The following is a 20178-nucleotide window of genomic DNA, read 5'->3' as shown; positions in this document are numbered from 1 at the left end:
ACTTCGCGCTTCATCCGTGCCTCATCTCCTCTTCCTCCCTCGATTTGTTGGCAATGCGTGCAGTTTTTTCCTTTTTCATTATAGGAGAGGCGCCATCCGCAACATAGCAACGAACGGCCCATATCTGGGAGCGCGTTGTCACCACTTTTGTCACTCGATGACAATCCGATTGAGAAAGCCAAAAAACCGTCCGGTAAAAGTCCGGACGGTCTGTTGACGTGCAGTGCGTGGGAGGAAGCGGGGGCTTCGCTCCAGCCTCCCATTGCTCAGATTTCGTGGTGGTAAACGCCCGATTGCAATGGGGGCAGAAACCCCAAACCTTAAAATCCTTTAAAATCAAGGGATTCCGGACAACCTGTCTGAGCAGAAGAAGGCAACTTTTCACTTGGAACGGCCTGTTAACAATTCTACACATTTAATCGACAGTCTCTTTAGCACCCGCTATATTCGGCGTTTCGGGAAAACAGAGACGGATAGAGGCGGTTTGTACCCCTTATTTCATCCCGTTGGTGGGGTCGGTACCCTTATTGCGGATAATAGCAGTTCCAAACCGCTTCTTATCCGCTCCCCTCCCCGCTACAAGCAGGGCCGACAGCCGAACGGCCGCGACAAGCGGCTTGGGTTTGGGCTCGCGACATTTGCTGACTCGTCAAGTGAGGGGCCCACTTTCCCGCATCAACAGGTTGAGGATGTTATACGTCTGATCTGCGGATCGGCATCCCCTCCTCCCCCCGACTACGGCTCGTTGATCACCCGAAGCGCGTCGAAGTGAACCAAATAGTCGCTGGCGGCGGGATTTTTCTCGCCGATTCGCTCGTATCTGATCGTGTGCAGCCCTTCCGGCAGCGCTCCCGTATCGAAAATAATCTCCTGCGCCTTCCAGGCTGCGCGGTAATTGTCCACCGTTGTCCGGTACTCGCCATCGATATAAATCGCGGCTTTGCCGTGCGCATGGAAGCGAACGCCGAGCAGCTGCGCCCTTTTCCCGTAAAACGGAATGTCGGCATAAGCCCCATTGTTCATCGCCGTCACCGCGCTATTGCCGATATGCCGGCTATCATTGTTTGTTGTATACCACGATCCGCTGTAGTAGACAACCGGGCCGGCGCTGTCTACAATCGTTGCGCCGGGATCGATCACGGGAATCGGCGGAAGCGGTTCGGATAGGACGCCGTTCGCATCGATCGCATATACGCTGTACAAGCCCGGCGAAAAACCGGTCGTGTCCAGCAGCCCGTATGCCGAAGCCGTCACCGTCACGCTTGAGCCGCCGGCTCCCGCCGCTGCCGCTTCGATCGCACTGCGGGTCGCGCTCGTGCTTCGCGGGACAAGATAAAGGGTAGCGCTCTTGGAGCTCGTGGCCGCTACCGGCGAGCCAACGGCAACCGGTCCTTCTCCGACGCGGGCGGCAACCGGCGGCAGTTGTGCCGCTGTCATGACACGCAGCGCGTCAAAGTGGATCAAATAGTTGCTGGAGGCTGCGTTTTTCTCGCCGAGCCGCTCGTACCGGATGATGTGCGCCCCTTCCGGCAGCTCTCCCGTATCGAATAGGACCTCCTGCGCTTTCCAGCTTGCACGGTAGTTGTCTACCGTTGTCCGGTATTCGCCATCGACATAAATCGCAGCTTTGCCGTGCGTATGGAAACGAACGCCGAGCAGCTGCGCCCTTGCGCCATAAAAGGGAATCTCGGCGTAGGCTCCGTCCGAGGTCGCCGTTACAGCGCTGCTGCCGATATGCCGGTCGTCGTTTCGCGTCGTCGTCCACGTCCCGGAATACCCGACGAGCGAATCTTCATTGTCCACGATCTCTTGGACGGTAGACAACAGCCATACGAGCGATCCTGCGGACACACGTCCGCGGCCGTCTACTGCGTACAACATATACCTCCCGGCAGCGAAACCGGACGTATCGAGCAAAGCCGGAATATGAGCCGCAGCCTCGGCGCGGGCAGCGTACACCGCTGCGCTGACGACAGCCGTTTCCAGCTGCGACGGCACCGGAGGAACCGATTCCGGTACCAGGTACAGCCAGCCGTCGCGGGACGACGACGCCTGTATCGACTCCCCGATTCCCGCACCTACCGCAGGCGCGCCGGTCAACATCGGAGGCGAGTTGTCATCCAGCTTCAGCGGAACGCTTACCGTCTGACCCGCTTCTACATAGACGGCATCCGACACTGTCGTACGATAGCCGTCTTTCTTAGCCGTTACCCGCTGCCAGCCGCCCGGAACCTGTGGCAGCACGAAGGCGCCGTCCGGTCCAGTTACGGCTGATAAACCGCCGAATCCGCTCACATTCACATTTGCGCCATCCAGCGGTTCAAGCCCGGGACCGTATACCGTTCCGCTTACCGTTCCCGCCATAAGTTGCGGAAGAGCGGCAAACCCGCTTGCCTCCAGATTTGCAAGATGCAGCGTATGCGCACCGGTCCACTGCTTCATCGGAAAATACAGCTGTCCGGAGCGGCCGTCCGGCCCGATCGTGAAGCCCGGCTCCTGCTCTCCCAGCACAAGCGCCGTCTCGCCTGCCCGCGGCTGAACGCTTTCGATCCGGTAGCCGGCTGCCGATCCGTCCGGATGCGTGACGATCACGTAACGGCCTGCCGCGGACTGCGGCACCGCCGCCTCCGTCACCAGCGCGTTATGCCCGTCGCCGTCCCGCTCCCGCTCCGTTCGCACAATCGTACCTTGAACCGCGCCGCCTGCCGTGATTACGACCGATCCCTTGCTCAGCCGCGTGCCGTCCGCCAGACGCATCTGCTCGATCTGGCCGTCCACCAGCCGGATAAAGCCAAGCTTGCCGTCCAGCCGCAAATCGCCGACGACCAGCGGCACACCCGCATACTGCGGCGCGCTTAGCACAATATCCCGCGTGTTGCCGTAGGTGATCGCCACGGCCGCCGCTCCGGTCTGCTCGTCGCTGTGCAGCACTTCGATGTGTTCGATCCGCGGCTGCTGCCCGGACGCGAACGGCTCCAGCACCGTAATGAAGTTACTTTTCAGCGCTGTTCCTTCCCGGCGCACGACCAGCTTCGGCATGAAATGCTTGACCGCCTCCGTCTGCGTGTCATAGTTCAAGCCTTTCAGCCGGGTGGCCTGCAGCGACGGCGATTCACCGATGAACAGCTGACTGGCCCCCGTTCCGGCAAACCCGCTGATTCGAAGATTCGAACGCGCTCCCGCGCCTTCCATCGTCCGCAGCGTCGCTTCGAACCGTCCGTCCGCCAGCGCGGCCGACCGCACGTTACGCACATGCATGTACCCGTGGTACTGCCCGCCGCTGATCGTGCCGGTATCGTATTCGTTCACCGGCTCCACCACGGCCGGATTTCCTTCCAGCAAATACGGGCCGTACTCCTGCAGCGCCGCCTCCGTCTCGAAATACGCCGTCCGGTTCGCATCGCCGTTCAGCGTATACTCGTGCCGCGCTCCGCCGGCCACGCGAAACAAATCCAGCACATACGCCTCGTTGGCTCCCCCTCCGTGGAACCCGATCAGCCAAGGCTCCCGTCCATACGTCTGAGTCTGCGGGTAGGCGTTCGATTGCTCCGCCCGCACCACCTCGGCCGCATCGCCCAGCCTGACCATCTCGCGGATGGCGCCGCCCGGCTTGGCATTCCCCGAGATCGACGCATCGCGGCCGTCCACCACCACTGTGTTGTGCGCCAGCGTCGACGCGCTCCACTGCCTATACTTCGTATGCGTATAACCGATGTCCGGCAGCAGCTCCTGACCGTTCGCATACAGCGTCAAATTGAGCGGATCTTTGTGATCGTGGCCGTTGTTCGGCGAAAAGCCCATATACAGCATCGTCTGTCCGGCCCCCTGGCCGCGCGCCAGCTTGGCAATCCCGCCGCCGGGCAGCACCAGCGAGCCGGTATCCTGCGGCTGTGGCGGTTTATAGAACGCCCAGGTATCGTTGATCGGCAGCACCCGTCCGTCCGGGTACGTCAGCTTCGCAGCGAGCCCGAGCATCGCCGGCAGCTGCGGCATCCGCTGCAGCAAATCCAGCTGTTCCAGCCGCGTGCCCGTCCGCGGCGACTCATACCCCGGCGGATCGCTCCACCCCGCCGCCTGCTCGGCCGCCCGGCTGAGCAGCAGCGCCGAATCTTTGTGGTACGTCACCGACACTTCCTTCCAGAAGCCGTCCAGCATATACACATTGGCCGCATACCGCTCCACCAGCTCCACCGCCTCGTGCATCAAGGCGGGATCGTTCAGCGCTTTGGCCAGCGCGATCAGGCCGATGTAGTTCAGCACCTCGTTGTTGTGCTTAATGACCGGAAACGAATGAAAGTAATCCAGCGTCGGCCGGAACATGCCCTCGACGATGCGCGCGTCCGCGTCTTCGCCCAATTCGGCGCTCAGCAGATCGAAGGCGTTCGTCCGTTTGACGATCGCATAAGCATCCGCCAACTGCCCGAGCGCGCTCAGCTCGGACTGTGACCAGCGGGACCACAAGCCGCCATAGTACGGGTAAGGCGGACCGCCCGCCGGCTCGACCGGATACTGCACGCCTTTGTCGTAATCGTTCATCGGCACCCAGCCCGGGAACACCTGGGCGAACCGGTGTATCAGACGCGCCGCACCGAGCGGATCGGTTAACGCCAGCTCCCGCGTCCGCGTCAACAAGTACTGCCGCTGCAAATACCACAGATGGGCGGACAGAAAGTACCGTGTTCCGTTCGCATCCTCGTAGTACGGGTAGTCCACCGTCTGACCCAGACGATTGGTCACCGTCAGCTGCTTGTTTTCCGGATACTGCGCATTCGGATACTTCAACTTCCCGCTGTCCGTCGAGGTCAATGCCCACGGATCGGCAACCGACCAGGTGTAATTGGTCGCCCGTTCCGACAGCTCCGGGGCATGCGGCACCCCCGCGAAAAACATCCCCACCTTCTCCGGCACAAGTGTCAGCAGCAAAGCGACTTCCGGCGATGGGGCCGCAGGCGTCAAATGAGTCACGGACGCTAACGGTTGAACCGCAAACCGCTTATCGCCGGCCGCAATCAGTCCGTCCCGGTCAAAGGCCAGCTCCAGTTGTCTGGCCTGCAGCCCTCCGGTTTCCTCTGCGGTCACCTGCAGCCGGTACGTCCCGTTTTGCAGAGGCTCCGGATGGGTGAACGAGAGGACCCGCTCGTTTCCCTCGCTTACGATGGACGCCGGAGTGATCGAAGTTTGTTCACCGTGCGGCGAAGTCCAGCGTATATCCACCGACGACTCAACCGCATTCCAATCACTCTCCTGCAGGATTAGCCGCTTCTCCGTAAAACTGTCGTACAGCAATCGTGCCGGGGTCGTCAGCGGCCACGCGACAACCGGCTTGCCGCTGACAGGCGCATTCGCTCTTCCTCCGAAATACAGGCTGCCGAACCGCCCTTCATTGGCCGTGTATACGCTCAGCGTATATCCGCGGTTCGGGCCGGAACCGTCGCCGTCGATCACCGTCGCCCGCCGTACCGGCGCCCAGGAGCTGAGCGGACGTTGGGAAGCGATCCCAAAATAACGGATCGCATTCACATGCCAGCGCTCACCAGGCTCAATCTCATCGACTCCGAGCACGGACAGCGGGATGCTGACTTCGGCGCTCCAGCCGTCGCTTCGCTTTCTCACCGCTTGCTGCGACTGCCCGCCTTGCGTCAAGTCCACCGTCACTTGCAGCGTTTCCCGCACATCGGCAGCTGTGAAATTGTTGTACCGAATCCGGATCGGATGCGGTCCCGGCGTAATCGTGACAGGGACGCTGTAAAATTTCATCATGTCGTCGTCGCGGCTCAGCAGCACGAAAACCCGCTCCGCCTCCGGAGCATTCGCCGGACTGTATCCGCTTTCATATTGGCCGTCCAAGGCAATATACAGATGCGTATCGTCATAAGCCAGCTTCATGATCGTCTGCTGTTCCGCCTGTTCATTGAAAAAGGCGGTGGAAAAACCGCCGGTTCCGTAAACTTCTTCCCACACGCTTTCGCTCCACACGCCGTCCGTCTGGACGGGAACTGAAGTGAGCTGCGCCGTCAGCCATCGATCCGTATGCACGGCAACCTCCGGCGCAACTACTACAGCGGCGCTCTCCCCTTCATACAGCTCCGTCACCGTCGAGCCGCCCATCGCCGTCCAGCCTGGCGATGCCAGCGCCACGATCAATACGCCCGCCTGCACCCGGGTGAGACCTTGTTTCCATTTTCCCTGCATGTGCGTCTCCTCCTCAAAGGCTGTAAGGATTGCCGCAGCCTATTATTGTATCCGCTTACATATCGTCCGTCCCAGGCGATATACAGCTTCGTATCGTCATAGGATCGCTTCATCCCGGTCCGCTGTTCTGTCGTCTGTACGCCCTGCGCAGCCGGCTCTACTTGGCTTTTGCGGTATCGAGCTCTTTTTTAAGCTGATCCTGCGCCTCCCGCAGCGCCGTATTGACGTCGGTCCCCTGTTTCACCACCTTCTCGAAAGCGTTGCTGACAATCGTTTGCTGCTTGCCAAGCGGCACAACCGGCAGTTCGGCTTTCCTGAGCGGCGTCGGGTCGGCGAACGGATGATAAAAGACCGCTTTTGTATTTTTGCCCTTCAGCGCCGGCGTCTCCTGACCGAACGCCTGCTCCAGCTTTTTGTCCGCAAGTGTCGGAATTTTGCCTTCCTTGGCTTGTGCGAGCTGCACGTCCTCGGACAGCAAATCCAGTATGACGGCGAACGCTTCGTCCTTCACCTTGCTTTGACGGGTAATTGACCAGTACGGAGGCGTCAGCTGGGACAGCCTGTTCGGCGCTTCCTTCAACTGCGGCAAGCTGACCATATCCCAGCTCAGATCGGCCGGGAACGAGTTGAACTGGTTAATTTGCCCGACATACATCGCAGCCGTCCGTTCCTTGTAAAACAGCTGGAGCTCGGCCGTAAGCGAGGCCGCCATCGGATTGTTGGGAATCTCGTAAAAACGCTTCAGATTGTTGAACAAAATTTGCCATTTGGCCGTATCGGCCATCTCGTCGGCATTCGGGTTCAAAATCGGGTGGGACCACGCATTGTCCCGCAGCACCGACATATAATTGGTCGTCAGCCCGCGATACAAGATGCCGCCTTCCGAGCGGGACAGCTGCTGGACCAGCGGAACCAAATCGTCCCATGACATACCGTCCTTCGGATACGGAACGCCGAACTTGCCGAACAGGTCTTTGTTGTAAAACAGGACGAGCGGACTGGGGGAATTGATCGGCAAGCCGTAGATTTCGCCTCCGGACGCACCGGTTTCATTGATGATGCGCTGCAAATAAACGGGGTTGAACCGGTTAAGGTCCAGCTTGTGTTTCTGCACCAGCTCGCGCATATCGTAGGAAAGCCCCAGGTTCAAATATTCGTCGCGAATCGTTGTCGTCTGCGTCCGCATCACATCCGGGATCGTGCCCGCCGCCACCAGATCTTCGATCCGCGCGCCTTTTACCCCCTGCTGATGCTTGATAGTCACATGGGGGAATTGCCGGCGGATGCGCTCGCCCCAAGTCGCCTGGAACACTTCGTCAGTCACATCGGTATAAATAAACAGATCGATCGGCTTAGGCGCACTCGGTACGGCCGCGCCATTGTCCTCTTGGGCCTGCCGCGGCTCCGTTCCGACGCTGCCGCATGCGGTCAGGGCAAGCGCGCTCGCCAGCATCACTGGCAGCCATGCCGTTTTCACAGTTCGGGTATTCATGGTCCACATTGCCTCCTTATTTTTGCAAACGCTTTCTTTAATTGTCCAAGCCAGCGGCTCCTACGCCAAAATCTCCATCTGCTCGCGCTCCACTTCGCCTTCCATCCTGATCCCCCGCTTAAAACGTTCAAGCTCTTCGACTGCAAATTGTCCGAGCCGATAGCCGCCGTTGGATACCGCTCCTGCAATATGGCACGTCAACGCGCAATTCGGCAGCGAGCGCAGCGGATGATCGGCCGCCAGCGGCTCCGACGAGGTGACGTCCAGACAGGCGAACAGCCGTCCGAGCGACAGCTGCTCGACCAGCGCCTCCTCGTCGATGATCGGCGCCCTGGCCGTATTGATCACAATGGCGTCGTCCTTCATTGCCATAAGCCGGCTCCGATCGATCATATTGCGGGTCGAAGGCAGCAGCGGCGCGTGAATCGAAATGACATCGGATTGGCGGATCAATTCGTCCAGGTCCGTCCGGGTCGCTCCCAGCTCTGCCAGCTGCTGCTGGTTGACGAACGGATCGTAAGCCAGCACCTTGATCTGAAAAGGGCGCAGCAGCTTCATATAGTGCATGCCCGCTTTGCCCGCTCCGATCACGCCGACCGTAATCTGATACAGTTCTCTCGCCCCTTTTCTTTCTTCCTTCCATCCGCCGGAACGCGTTGCCCGGTCGATGCGCCACATATTTTTCAGCGAGGCGATCGTCATGCCTAGCGTTGTCTCGGCAACCCCCTCCCCCAGCGGTCCGTTGGCGCTCGATACGCGGATGCCCCGTTCCCACAGCGCAGAGGATACAAGCCCTTTGACCGTGCCGGCCGCATGCGCGACCACCTTCAGCCGTGGGCAGTAGCGAAGCCACTCCTCGTCCAGCGTCGGCGTCCCCCACGAGGTGATGGCCGCATCGGCCTGATACAGCGCACGGCGCGCTTGCTCCGGGTCCGTCCATTCCGTGTGAATCACCCTCCCCAGGCCCGCCAGACGTTCCAGGTGCCCTTCGTGCAAAATCGGTCGTTGCAGGTTGGGCGGATAGCAGAGAGCGATCGTCCATGCCAAGCTTCTCGTCCTCCATTCTTTTTCGCTATGTAGAAGATATGCAGAATACATTAAAAAGCTACAATAATTCAAAAATCAACATCTACATACTATCTACATAACAAATTATAATCCTTCCCGCAGCAATGTCAACCATCGGATTTCCATTCGTCGCTTTTTTTGATTTCAATTGCGCGTCGGCTGCACAAGTGCACGCCAAAAAACCGTCCAAAAAGCTCGCGGCCACTGAACAGAACAGCCCTCTCGGCTTTTTTCTAAGATGCAAAAAGACCGTTTTTAGCCTGTGAACTGGCTTTAAACGGTCTCTCGTTGAAGATCAAACTTAATAATTCGCACTCCCTGGAAAAACCATGACTTTTTCTGGGATCTGTAAACCATCGGACGGTCCTTTAGCGAGCTAACCCCTAGTTTGTGCGTGGAGGGAACGGGTATTTTGGCTCCAGCCGCTCGTTGATGAGGTGTTACGGGGGCAACCCGACTCCAATAAGCGAAACCGGTCACCTCATTTTTGCGAGCAGCTTGTGTCCTCCCGATTCGCGCCGCTGCTTGTCGCACACCGGCCCCAAATCGCCGTTCTCATCAGCCCATTCGTCCCATGTAAATACGCCGTGTTCGTGCAGATAGTCAACATTCGTCACGCACGCGGACCTTGAGCAAATAAGAGCCTTTTACACCCTCTATTTTCCTCGTTTTCCATAAAAACAAACGAAATAAAGGTGGTTTGTACCTCTTACCAACCAACTGGTGGGGGTTGCACCCTTTTTGCCGATTTTAACAGCCCCAAACCGCTCTTAATTCCTCCATCCACACGGGTTCGCACAAAATAAAAGCTTCAAACCGCAACCAACTGGCGGGGGATGTACCCTTTTGTTATTGGACTGGCAGCCGCACCGTGCCGAGGTGCCTTAACCGCCGGAAGCGATCCGCCCCGCCTCCTGCTGATCCAGCAGCTCCGCCAGCCGGACGCGCAGCTCCGCAGCTCCGATCAAGCCGGAGTACAGCAGCGGCAGCAGCTCGCGCACCGCTTCGATCGTCTCGTGGCTCAGCCCGTATTGCCGATGGCTCCGGTAGGTCGGAATAATTTCCCGGTACAAATTGTACCGTTCCGGCTTGTGCACCTTCGGCTCCGACGCGCCGGCCGCGACGGCGGAGCCCGGGATGCTGAGCGTGTTGCGGCGGATGACCGCTTGCGCCTCGGGAGACGACATAAACTCAACGAACGTGCGGGCCGCCTCCGGCACCGCCGTCTTGCGGTAAATGGCCAGTCCGATCCACAGCAGCATGGTCCGCGGTTTCGTTACGTAAGGCAATGGCGCTATATCGTACGGAATCTTGTCGCCCAAGCCGTTCAGCAAAAAGTAAGTCGTCATCAGCATCGACAGCTTGCCTTCGGCGAACAGGGACTGCATCGTCGAAACGTCGAGAAAACTCGGAACGACTCCGTCTGCTTTCATCAAGCCGCAGCAGTACGTCAGGGCCACGGCAAGCTCCTCCGCCTCCGGCCGCCAGCCGGATGAATGCAGCGGATCGGAGGCAAGCTGCATCCAGATCGCCGGCCAGCGGTTGTTGCCGGCCAGGAAGCTGGCGGCAAATCCATATCTTCCTTCTGGCTTCGTCAACTGCGCGGCAGCCTCCAGCATCCGTTCCCACGTCCATCCGCTGTCCGGCTCCGGGAGCCCCGCCTCCCGGAAATGCTCCGGATTATAGGCGAGGATGACCGGTGAAAATACAAGCGGCAAGGCGTAGCTGACGCCGTCGACAAGCAGCTCCTCGCGCAGAAACGGATACGTGTCGTCCGCAAGGCGCACCGGCTCCAGCACGTTCAGCCGATTGCGCTCCCGGGCGTGCTGGTAGTAAATATGATTGGTCATCATGACGTCGAACCGGCCGGATGTCATCAGATCGTCGATCGTATCCGAAGCATAGTTTTGCGAGATGGCGACCGGACGGATCTCAATATGCGGATGCTCCTGGTGAAACAAGGCAAGCAGCGAGGCCAGGTCGACGTCCCGGTACATCGTATCGTGAAACCCGAAATGAACCGTCTCCTTTTTGACGACCTTGCTGCCCACCCGGCGTATTTTGACCAGCAACCCTTCGGCCGCCAGCTGATCAAGTGCTTTGGCCACCGATTTGTAGCTCACTTCGAACTGCTCGGCAAGTCGTTCTTCCGAAGGCAAAAAAGAACCGGGCGCATAAACGCCCGACTCGATATCGCGGCGCAGCGTGGCGATCATTTCGTTCATACGGTCTCTGAAAGTGCGTCGGCTCGGCTTTGAATTCATCGCTATTCCTGCTCCCTGCCTGATTGAATTGGATTTTGGATGTCACCAAAATCTTATCAATTCGCACCGTCCTTTTCAAGTCCTGCCTACTATCTACGGAATATGGACCACGAACGGGCAAGCTGCACTCCTTAGTCCCTCTTCCATTATTCGCTTACGCCCCGAAGGATGACCCGGCAACCTGGCTTCCAACAGCCTTCTCGATGCCGGATGGGACAAGGATTCGAGCGCCGTCAAGGAATCCAAACGCTCGACGATGTCTCCCTGATCCATTACGATCAGCCGATCCGCCAAATAACGGGCTGCCTTCATATCGTGCGTGATAAAGAGGTACGACAGCCGATGTTCCGATCTCAGCCGGCGAAGAAGCTCCAGAATTTGAGCCTGCAGCATCCGGTCGAGGCTGCTGACGGCTTCGTCCAGCAAGATCAGCTTGGGACGGAGCGTCAAGGCGCGGGCAATACACACCCGCTGCTGCTGGCCCCCGCTTAATTGATGCGGCAGCTTCCCGGCCTCCGCGGCGCTCAGCCCTACGGCTTCCAATGCATCCAGACAGGCCCGCTCCAGCTCCCGCTTCGTTAAGCGTTCGTAATTCAGCAACGGTTCGGCTACGATTTGTCTAACGTTCATTCGCGGGTTCAGCGCATCGCCGCTGTTCTGGAAGACGGCCTGCAGGTCGCGGCGGAGCCGGTGTCTCTCCGCGGCTGAAGCGTTCAGCCAATCGGCGCCGCGGAACCGGATCGTCCCTTCGTCCGGTTGTTCGAGTCCGAGGATAAGCTTGCCGAGCGTACTTTTGCCCGATCCGCTTGCTCCGACGATCCCCAGACACTCGCCGGCCTCCAGGCTGAACGATGACGGATGCAGCGCCGCATAACGTTTGGCGCTCCCCAATAAACCGCGTTCCTTCACGTAGGATTTGCTCACCCCTGCCAGTTCCAGCAAAGTCATTCCGGACAACCTCCGTTCATACGAAATATCCGCCGCTTCCGCCGCCTCAACCGATCTGCCTCTCGAGCAGCTGTTTCGTATACGGATGCTGCGCATCGTTAAACAGCCGGAAAACCTCAGCCGTTTCGACGATACGCCCCTGACGCATGACAGCGACTTCGTCGGCCAGTTCGGCGATTACTCCCAGATCGTGGGTAACGATCACAAGAGCCGTTCCTTCCAAACGGCACAACTGCTCCAGTTCGGTTAATACATGGCGCTGACTGGCCAGATCGAGCGCAGTTGTCGGTTCATCCGCAAAAAGCACATCCGGTCCCGCCGACAGGGCGATTGCAATCATGACCCGTTGGAGCATCCCTCCGCTTAACTGATACGGATACATGTTCATCAGCTCGTCCGGACGGGGCAGACCAATCCGCTTCAAGCGGCCGACGGCTTGCTCCCGGGCGTCTTCGCGTCCGACAGATTCGTGGGCCCGAATCGTCTCTGTGAAATGATGGCCGATCGTTCGAATCGGATTAAACGAAGCCATCGGATTTTGCATAACCATAGATAACCGCGAACCGCGAAGCTGGCGGCGCTCTTCCGGGGAAAGCGCGAGCAATTCCCGACCGGCAAGCGAGATCCTTCCGCCCGCAACGGCGGCCCCCGGAGGCAAGAGTCCCATACAAGCCATACAGGTCATCGATTTGCCGCTTCCGCTCTCCCCGACGATCCCCATAACCGTCCCGGCGCGGACATGCAGATCGACGCCGTCCACGAGCCGGACCGGACCGGCTGCCGCCGATAGATCGATGGCAAGGCGGCTTACCGAGAGGATCGGCTCCGGAAATTCGACATTCCGCATCATGACCGCTCCTTCGGATCGAGATAATCTCTTAACGTCTCTCCCAGCACGTTGCTGCAAATCACTACAAGCGTAACCGCCATGCCGGGAAGCCACATCAGTTCGGGATGCTGACGCAGGTGCTGGCGGGCTTCGTTCATCATCATCCCCCATTCTGCGTGGGGAGCTTGCACGCCGAGACCCAGGAAGGACAATCCGGTCACCTCGAGCAGGAGCGTTCCGAACTCAAGCGTAGCCAGTACGAGCAGCTGCGACGATACGCCCGGAATCAGATGCCGCCATAGGAGTCCCCATCGTCTCGTACCGGCAACCCGGGCTGACTGATAATAGAGCTGGAGCTTCACTTTCAGCACCATGCTGCGCACCATCTTCGCGTAATAGACCCACTGGGAAAGCACCAGCGCGAGAATGAGATTCATCGTCCCGGGACCGAGAATCCCGAGCAGGGCGAAGGCGAGCACAAGAGTCGGAAACGCCAGGAGAATGTCGCAGATTCGCATAAATGCGGCGTCGAGCCACCCGCCTCGGAGAGCCGTTATCGTGCCTGCGAGAGCGCCGATCAGAATCGTTGACGATATTACCATTAGCGAAATAAACAAGGAAGTGCGTATTCCCATAAGCAGCCGGGAGAACGTGCATCTTCCCAGGTGGTCGGTTCCTAACGGGTATTGAGCGGAAAAGGAGGCAAATTTGTTCATCAGGTCGATCTGATTCGGATTGTTCGGCACGATCCACGGCGCCGCAGCCCCGGCAAGCGCTAGAAGCGCTAAGATCATAGAGCATCCGATCACGACGGAAACCTGCTTGCTTCGCCGCCATACATAACGAGGGGCTGCTGGCGCATTCAACTCCCGTTCCCCCCTTCCCCATTCATCAGCCGGGGGTCCAGCATCCGGCCGATCACATCCGCCGCCAGATTCGTCAGGACGAACACCGCGGCCATGAGCAGCACATAACATTGAATCACCGGATAATCCCGGCTCATAATCGATTCGATCAGAAACCGCCCCAGCCCGGGCCAGCTGAATATTTGCTCCACAATGACCGTTCCCCCCAGCAAATAACCGAAGCTGACGCCTACCGAAGTGATCAGCGGGAGCAAGGAATTCGGCAGGATATGGCGCAGGACGATCTCCCTCTCGCTTAGTCCGCGCACTCTCGCGTACAGGACGTAGGGTTCCTTCGCATTCTCCAGCATCGTGGAACGAAGCAGGCGGGAGAACAATGCGATATGCGCCGCCGATAACGTAACCGTAGGAAGCACGAGATGCTGCCAGCCGCCGCGGCCCTGGATCGGAAACCAGTCGAGCTTAACCGAGAACGCATACACGAGCAGGAAGGCCAGCCAATAACGCGGCATCGAGGAACCGACAAGCGATAACACGCGGCTCAACTGATCGATGGCCCTCCCCTTATACATGGCGGCCATTACACCGAGCGGGATACTGACGAGCAGCGACAACAAGGTAGCCGAGCCCGCCAGCAGCAGCGTCGAAGGAAACTTCTCCCGGATGTCTGCCCACACCGGATTTTTGCCGACATAAGACGTTCCGAAATCGAAATGCACCGCTTTCCACAGCCAATCGGCATACTGAACCGGAAGCGGCCGGTCGGTACCGAGCTCCTGACGCATGGAGGCGATCGCTTCATCGGTTGGCGGAATATTGGACATCCGCAGAACGACCTCGGCCGGCTCCACAGGGACAAGACGGACGAGCACGAATGCCAGCAGGGAGATGCCGAGCAGGATGAACGGAAGTCCCAGAAGCCGGTTGCGAACGTATAGGAGAATCCGGCGTCCCGTCATGGAACGATGTCGAGCTGCTGGAACGGAAAATCGTACTTCGTCGCCCCAAACTTGAGGCCGCTAAATTTCTTATGGGCGACTGCGATCACAGCATCGTAAGAAATCGGGTAAAACACGGCGCTCTCGTGAATGCCCGTCAGAAATTGGACATACAGCTGTTGGCGCTTCTTCTCGTCCGTGCTGTTCAGCACTTCTTTGCCCCATGCATCCATCTGGGGCTTCGCCGGTACGCCCAGCAGCGCCTCATGAATACCGGTCTTGGCTTGCGTGCTTGTCGTTACGAAGTTATGAGGGTCGTTCGGCACCCCGTATGTATTCCACACATTCAGATGATAATCGCCGGACTTCAACCGCCCGTTGCCGACCATCAGCTCCTCGCCCTTGACGAGAACCTGGATGCCGATCTTCGCGAGCTCGGCTTGAACGATCTCGGCCATCGGCTTCTGGATCGCATCCGTGCTGACGTAGACCAGGTCGAGCGAAAGCGGCTTGCCGTCTTTTTCGCGTACGGTTTTCCCCGCCGGAAGCTTCCAGCCAGCCTCCTCCAGCAGCCGCACGGCTTTGTCCGGATCGTATTCGTACGGCTTGAGCCCGATGTCCGAATAGGGGAAGTTGCGCGCCATGACCCAATCGGCTTTTTTCTCCAGTCCCAGGGTGACGCTGTTCACCATCTTCTCCTTATCGATGCCGTGCTGGATCGCTTGCCGAATCCGAATATCCGACGTAGGCGCCTTGACGCTGTTCAGCACGAAGGTCCGGGTGGTCAATGGTTCGGAAGATCCTGTGACGTATTTCCCGGATTGGTTCAAGTATTTGAAGCTGTCCATACTGATTAGGCCGCTGCCTACGACCATGTCCAGTTCGTTCTTCTCAAAGGCGGTTACGATCGTCTCCGGGTCCGGGATGATACGTACTTTCACCGAACCGAGCTTCGGCTTCGTTCCCCAATAATGGTCGTTGCGGCGAAATACCGCGTACTCGTCCTTCTTGTACTCGCTCAGTATCCACGGTCCGGTGCCGATCGGCTTGGCGATCGATTCCGAGGTTTTGCCGCTGTCCGGGAAACCGGCGTCTGCAAGAATCCGGAACGGCCGGACGAAGGCGAGTTCCTGCAGAAGCGGATAATAAGCTTGGTTGAGCGTCAGCCTGATCGTGTATTCATCAAGCTTCTCCGTCTTCTCCAGCACGGAGATGACTCCCATCCAGGAATGGCGCTCCTTGTTGGCCATAATGGCGTCGAAATTCCGCTTCACGTTGTCTGCCCCAAAGGAGGTCCCGTCGGAGAAAACGACGTCCCGGCGGAGATGGAAGGTATAGCTCAAGCCGTCCGGAGAAATGTCCCACTTCTCAGCCAGCCGCGGGACAATGTTGCCGCCTTCCGCATAGTCCACCAGCGGCTCGTATACCATAGCCTGTGCAAACATTTGGCTGGGAGCGTACAGATGCGGATTTAGCGGACCGACATCGACGTTCCAGGCTACTGTGACGGATTTTTCCGGGGATGGTTTCAATTCGGAATCAGGATCGCCCGATGAGCAGCCGGCGAGCAAGAAGGCAAGCGTCAAGGGAAACAGCCATATATATTTTCTAATGAGAGCAATCATCGTATAGCCTCCTTTCGTTACCGGTTACTTTGTTCCTCGGCCAGGAGCTGTGAAACGGAACATATAGGCCTGCTCGTACTCGTACAGCATCCGGTCCGCAAAGCTGCCGAACCATCGTTCCTGATCGGATAGCGTAATATATCCGCGAGGCGGGATACGGCGAATCTGGACTTGAAATCCTTCTCCCAGAAAAGCGCCGGCGATATCGTCAAGCCGATGCTCGTTCATGGGCAAGGCACCGTTCCGGTTAATTTGCTCGCGAATGGACGGCAAGCTCGGATTCCCCGAGTAGTCGGTGTAGGTCGCATAATAAACGCCGCCCGGCTTGAGGGCCTGCTTGATTTTCCAGGCGTGCTCCTTCAGATCGGAGATCAGATAGATGACAGAAATGCTGAGGGCTAAGTGAAAACGGTGTTGAAATTGCTCGGGCGTTGAAGTGGCTTCATAATGAACCGGCAAGCCACCCTTTCTTGCATTGGCGATATCCACCGAACGACGGGCCAGATCGATGCCGACACCGCACTTGAAAGGTCTCTGTCCGTACAGATAGCGAAGGAAGCCCCCCTGATTGCAGCCGAAGTCGAGAATCTCGAAATCGTTCAGCTCGGACTCCTCCATATACCCTAGCACTTTGCGCCAATGAGCCTGGTGCTCATCCTCCATGCGCTGCTCGCCGTCCTTCTGCTCGGTCCACCATACATCGTAAAGCTGATTTTCGCTCATGAGATTTACCTGCCTTTCGAATTGTAAGATTAATTTATTAAACGTAATTTTTACTATATTGACGATTGAAAAAGAATCCTTGCATGTAGCATAGCGATATTATAATCGTAATTTTTACTATTATCAAGCAAAAATACATATCTTTTCTCCTATGCTATCGTTTCCGCAGCAAAAACAAACTCCCTATGCGACAGACCGTGTTACCTGTCTATCGTACAGGGAGCTGTACAACCGGACTTTTTTATCAATAAACCAAAATTCTCTTATCCAGAACAGACTTGTTTTGTACCGGATTGCCTGCCATATACAACTTTTGCAGATTTGGCAGTTTCACTAATGGCTCCACATTGGAAATCGCGTTATTTTCCAAATGAAGCACCTCCATATGCTGCCACTTGTTCATGAAATCCAGCGATTGCAGCGAACTGTCCTGCATGGAAAAGGAACGTAAGGCTGTCACATTTGCAAAATAAGGCATCACCTTATCCATTTCACTCACTCGTTCGTTGCCTATTTGAAACCACGTCTTGGTCAAAACTAAATGTTCGAGCGTATCATTTGAGAACGGATCTTGACTGCGGAGCTGGAAACTGCAATCCTTACAGGTTAACGTTTTGATATGCTGCAATTGGAATAGCGCACTCGTTTCATCGTAAAAACTCATATCCTCTACATATAAGGATTGCAGACTGGGCAAACGATCCAGGGAACGGATATCTTCAAAACTTCCATCTTTCAGTGAAAGCTGCTCCAGCTGCGGGTATTTCACGACATCTGCCCCATGTACATCAACGCTGCCAATGTTAACCTTTAACGATTGCAAGGCAGGCGCCGTCAGCTTTTTCATGATCGAACCGGATACTTCGGCTTTCTTTAAATTAGGCAGTGTGAATGAGGAGACCGCTCCATGATAACCCGTTATCGACAATTCCGTCAGAGAAGTTAAACTGTTCACAAATTCAACAGAACCTAATGGAGAGAGGTACGCTACTTGCAGCTTCGTCAAGGATAACTTATTTCTAAGCCGTTCTAAGCTCGCAAGATCGGCCCGATCGATCTCCAGCACTTGCAGGTTAGGCATGTTTTGTACAAAATCAATCGTTTTTAAATTTTTTACTACCTCAAACCTCAACTCTTGCAATTGACTCAGTGAATACAAGGAACTAAAGTCGGTTGCATCACTATAATAGATGCCTAAGGACTCCAAGCCGGTTAAGGAAGACAACCATTTTATATCATTGATCGTACGAAATGATAATGATTTTAGCTTCAGCTGGTTCAGCAGATGGAAGTCCGTAACAGATTTATCGACATAGGAAATGTCAAGCGACTGCAAATTCGGAAACTCCAGCAATAAAGCCAGTTCCGCGTTGTTTCGGATTTGTACGGAGAGTTCTACGATCTTGGCTTTATCGGCAAAATATTGGGCGAACACCCGGAACGATTCGTTAAAGCCGCCTTCATAGCTTTTTAATTGTTCCATATGCCGAAAACTGACGTCCTGATTTTTGGAAATCTCGTATTCCCCCATCAGATTTAACGCCGTTAGTCCGCTAAACGCCTCAAAGTCTTTTTGTTCGATTTTTTGCGTATTCAATATTTTGTCTGTAATCACATAGTTGATTTTTTCAGCTTGCGTATTCGTAAACGGATCGTCGAAGCTGTAAACGAAATGCCACCGATCTTCAGAATGGTCTGCGGACAAATAACGGATTCGCGCAATTTCTTCTTCCGTCGGCATCGCTGTACCTTTGTTGAAAATATCTTTTAAAAAGAACAGGAGCACTTCGCTTTCCGGCATAGTTCGTACAGGCGGCGATTTGACAGTACCGCTGTCTTTAACTGGATTGCCGATCAAAAAGAAATATCCAACCATGGCACAGAGGAGCACGAGCGACACAAGACCTAGCTTTTTTGCACTATTCGCTGGTTTGGTTGTTACCGGAGCGGAAGCAGGAGGCGTCCCGTAATAATTATGAATCGTTTGGTCCACATAATAGACTTTGTTCTCTTTTAATAATAGTTCCGTCTCGCAAAAAGGACATTTGAACGTTTGCCCTTTTTTATTTTCAATTTTCCCGTTACAATTTGGACAGATTAATTTGATAAATTCCACTTCGGCACCCCTCAAAAATTCTTAACTATATAAGATGAACTAATAGTAGGAAGGCAAATTCTATCATGTATTACGGATAACCCAAAAAAATTCCCCAAAAAAATCGTATTAATTTCCAATTAAGCTTAGTTGCCTGAAAACTAAATGTCAACATTTTCATTATACTTCAAACGGATGGAAAACGTCCCGCATCGATCGTCTGCAGAGAAGCACCATCAGTTTCGAAATGCAAAAAAGCCCGCTCTATCCAGAAACGGACTTCCGATCTGCTACCCATACCCTTTGTCTTTCATCTTCATCTTAGCGAAATGGATAAACGGCTCGCGCTCGGCGTTTAATGACCGATCCGGTGCGACTCAGCCTCAAAACCAGCATAGATTTCCAGGATAATCAGCCCAAGAGTACAGACAACAAGTCCATACCCCGTCCATCTTAAAATGCCGCTGTTTTTATCTTTCCGATTGTTCCGGGATGCGGCGATGAGCAGCACGCCTGCGGTCAGAAGCAGCCCCCATACGATTCCCGAATACACATATGCGCCCACTATGAACTCCTTTCGATCTCCCTAGATGCGAAAAGCCTCCCGCTTGAGGAGGCCCGTCTTCGTTTCCATACCCAACAAGCTTGTTCTGCCGCGGATTTAAGCTTGGCCGCCTCCGCTCATATCCATATACATCAGTTCCCACAGATGGCCGTTAATATCCTGGAAGCTCCATCCGTACATGAAGCCTTGATCCATAGGTTCGTTGGATACTGTACCGCCGGCTGCGAGCGCACGGTTTACGATCTCATTCACTTGCTCTTTGCTGTCTGCAGACAGCGCCACGATGACTTCCGTCGTTTTCGTTGAATCCGCAATCTCTTTTTTAGTGAAATTTTTGAAAAACTCTTCGACCAGCAGCATCACGAAAATATGGTCGCTGACGATCATACATGCCGCATTCTCGTCCGTATATTCCGGATTAAACTCAAATCCTACTTTTGTAAAAAACTCGATCGTTTGGTTCAAATCTTTAACCGGTAAATTAACAAAAATTTGATCCGCTCTGACTGCCATGCGATCACCTCATCGATAATTTGTCGTGCCGGCTTTGTTGGGCTATCAGGTTGAGCCGCT

13 protein-coding genes and 1 pseudogene are annotated in these 20178 nt (G+C 55.9%); all 14 read right to left on the bottom strand.

What is annotated here, in order from left to right:
* Positions 1 to 735: 735 nt before the first annotated feature.
* The 14 genes and pseudogenes from AC3Y2E_RS26300 to AC3Y2E_RS26235 all read right to left on the bottom strand — a co-directional run bounded on the left by AC3Y2E_RS26300 (position 736) and on the right by AC3Y2E_RS26235 (position 20118).
* Complete coding sequence (locus AC3Y2E_RS26300) at positions 736 to 6192, bottom strand: heparinase II/III domain-containing protein (RefSeq protein WP_379215735.1); 5457 nt, start codon at positions 6190 to 6192, stop codon at positions 736 to 738.
* A 157-nt stretch (positions 6193 to 6349) separates the two neighbouring features.
* Entirely contained in the window at positions 6350 to 7684 is a 1335-nt protein-coding gene (locus tag AC3Y2E_RS26295; RefSeq protein ID WP_379215733.1) for an ABC transporter substrate-binding protein, read from the bottom strand.
* A gap of 60 nt (positions 7685 to 7744) precedes the next feature.
* Positions 7745 to 8731, bottom strand: a complete 987-nt coding sequence (locus AC3Y2E_RS26290) for a hydroxyacid dehydrogenase (protein WP_379215731.1) — start codon at positions 8729 to 8731, stop codon at positions 7745 to 7747.
* Between the two features lie 536 nt (positions 8732 to 9267).
* A pseudogene (locus tag AC3Y2E_RS26285) lies at positions 9268 to 9366 on the bottom strand (thymidylate synthase); the annotation flags it as partial.
* 270 nt (positions 9367 to 9636) lie between these two features.
* The gene (locus AC3Y2E_RS26280) at positions 9637 to 11016 is read right to left on the bottom strand and encodes an extracellular solute-binding protein (protein WP_379215728.1); all 1380 of its coding nucleotides are present in this window, start codon (positions 11014 to 11016) and stop codon (positions 9637 to 9639) included.
* A gap of 93 nt (positions 11017 to 11109) precedes the next feature.
* On the bottom strand, positions 11110 to 11964 hold the full coding sequence (locus AC3Y2E_RS26275) for an ABC transporter ATP-binding protein (RefSeq protein ID WP_379215726.1): 855 nt from the start codon (positions 11962 to 11964) through the stop codon (positions 11110 to 11112).
* Between the two features lie 46 nt (positions 11965 to 12010).
* The gene (locus AC3Y2E_RS26270; protein WP_379215723.1) at positions 12011 to 12814 is read right to left on the bottom strand and encodes an ABC transporter ATP-binding protein; all 804 of its coding nucleotides are present in this window, start codon (positions 12812 to 12814) and stop codon (positions 12011 to 12013) included.
* Positions 12811 to 13659, bottom strand: a complete 849-nt coding sequence (locus AC3Y2E_RS26265; RefSeq protein WP_379215721.1) for an ABC transporter permease — start codon at positions 13657 to 13659, stop codon at positions 12811 to 12813. The genes AC3Y2E_RS26270 and AC3Y2E_RS26265 overlap by 4 nt, the downstream gene beginning before the upstream one ends.
* Complete coding sequence (gene nikB / locus AC3Y2E_RS26260; RefSeq protein WP_379215718.1) at positions 13656 to 14618, bottom strand: nickel ABC transporter permease; 963 nt, start codon at positions 14616 to 14618, stop codon at positions 13656 to 13658. The genes AC3Y2E_RS26265 and nikB overlap by 4 nt, the downstream gene beginning before the upstream one ends.
* On the bottom strand, positions 14615 to 16222 hold the full coding sequence (nikA, locus tag AC3Y2E_RS26255; RefSeq protein ID WP_379215716.1) for a nickel ABC transporter substrate-binding protein: 1608 nt from the start codon (positions 16220 to 16222) through the stop codon (positions 14615 to 14617). Before nikA ends, nikB begins: the two co-directional genes overlap by 4 nt.
* Before the next feature lie 24 nt (positions 16223 to 16246).
* Positions 16247 to 16945, bottom strand: a complete 699-nt coding sequence (locus AC3Y2E_RS26250) for a class I SAM-dependent methyltransferase (protein WP_379215714.1) — start codon at positions 16943 to 16945, stop codon at positions 16247 to 16249.
* A 244-nt stretch (positions 16946 to 17189) separates the two neighbouring features.
* On the bottom strand, positions 17190 to 19061 hold the full coding sequence (locus tag AC3Y2E_RS26245; RefSeq protein WP_379215712.1) for a leucine-rich repeat domain-containing protein: 1872 nt from the start codon (positions 19059 to 19061) through the stop codon (positions 17190 to 17192).
* 334 nt (positions 19062 to 19395) lie between these two features.
* On the bottom strand, positions 19396 to 19605 hold the full coding sequence (locus tag AC3Y2E_RS26240; RefSeq protein ID WP_379215710.1) for a hypothetical protein: 210 nt from the start codon (positions 19603 to 19605) through the stop codon (positions 19396 to 19398).
* A 96-nt stretch (positions 19606 to 19701) separates the two neighbouring features.
* A complete protein-coding gene (locus tag AC3Y2E_RS26235) occupies positions 19702 to 20118 on the bottom strand; it encodes a VOC family protein (protein WP_379215709.1) in 417 nt (138 codons plus the stop codon).
* Positions 20119 to 20178 lie beyond the last annotated feature (60 nt).

Source organism: Paenibacillus sp. MAH-35 (genome assembly GCF_058135425.1).
This window is presented reverse-complemented; position numbering and strand designations above follow the sequence as displayed.

What these genes read in the sequence shown, in the direction of transcription:
- AC3Y2E_RS26275 (WP_379215726.1), bottom strand. Translation starts at nt 11,964, where the DNA reads ATGACTTTGCTGGAACTGGCAGGGGTGAGCAAATCCTACGTGAAGGAA.
- nikA (WP_379215716.1), bottom strand. Translation starts at nt 16,222, where the DNA reads ATGATTGCTCTCATTAGAAAATATATATGGCTGTTTCCCTTGACGCTT.
- AC3Y2E_RS26300 (WP_379215735.1), bottom strand. Translation starts at nt 6,192, where the DNA reads ATGCAGGGAAAATGGAAACAAGGTCTCACCCGGGTGCAGGCGGGCGTA.
- AC3Y2E_RS26280 (WP_379215728.1), bottom strand. Translation starts at nt 11,016, where the DNA reads ATGAATTCAAAGCCGAGCCGACGCACTTTCAGAGACCGTATGAACGAA.
- AC3Y2E_RS26250 (WP_379215714.1), bottom strand. Translation starts at nt 16,945, where the DNA reads ATGAGCGAAAATCAGCTTTACGATGTATGGTGGACCGAGCAGAAGGAC.
- AC3Y2E_RS26295 (WP_379215733.1), bottom strand. Translation starts at nt 7,684, where the DNA reads ATGAATACCCGAACTGTGAAAACGGCATGGCTGCCAGTGATGCTGGCG.
- AC3Y2E_RS26270 (WP_379215723.1), bottom strand. Translation starts at nt 12,814, where the DNA reads ATGATGCGGAATGTCGAATTTCCGGAGCCGATCCTCTCGGTAAGCCGC.
- AC3Y2E_RS26235 (WP_379215709.1), bottom strand. Translation starts at nt 20,118, where the DNA reads ATGGCAGTCAGAGCGGATCAAATTTTTGTTAATTTACCGGTTAAAGAT.
- nikB (WP_379215718.1), bottom strand. Translation starts at nt 14,618, where the DNA reads ATGACGGGACGCCGGATTCTCCTATACGTTCGCAACCGGCTTCTGGGA.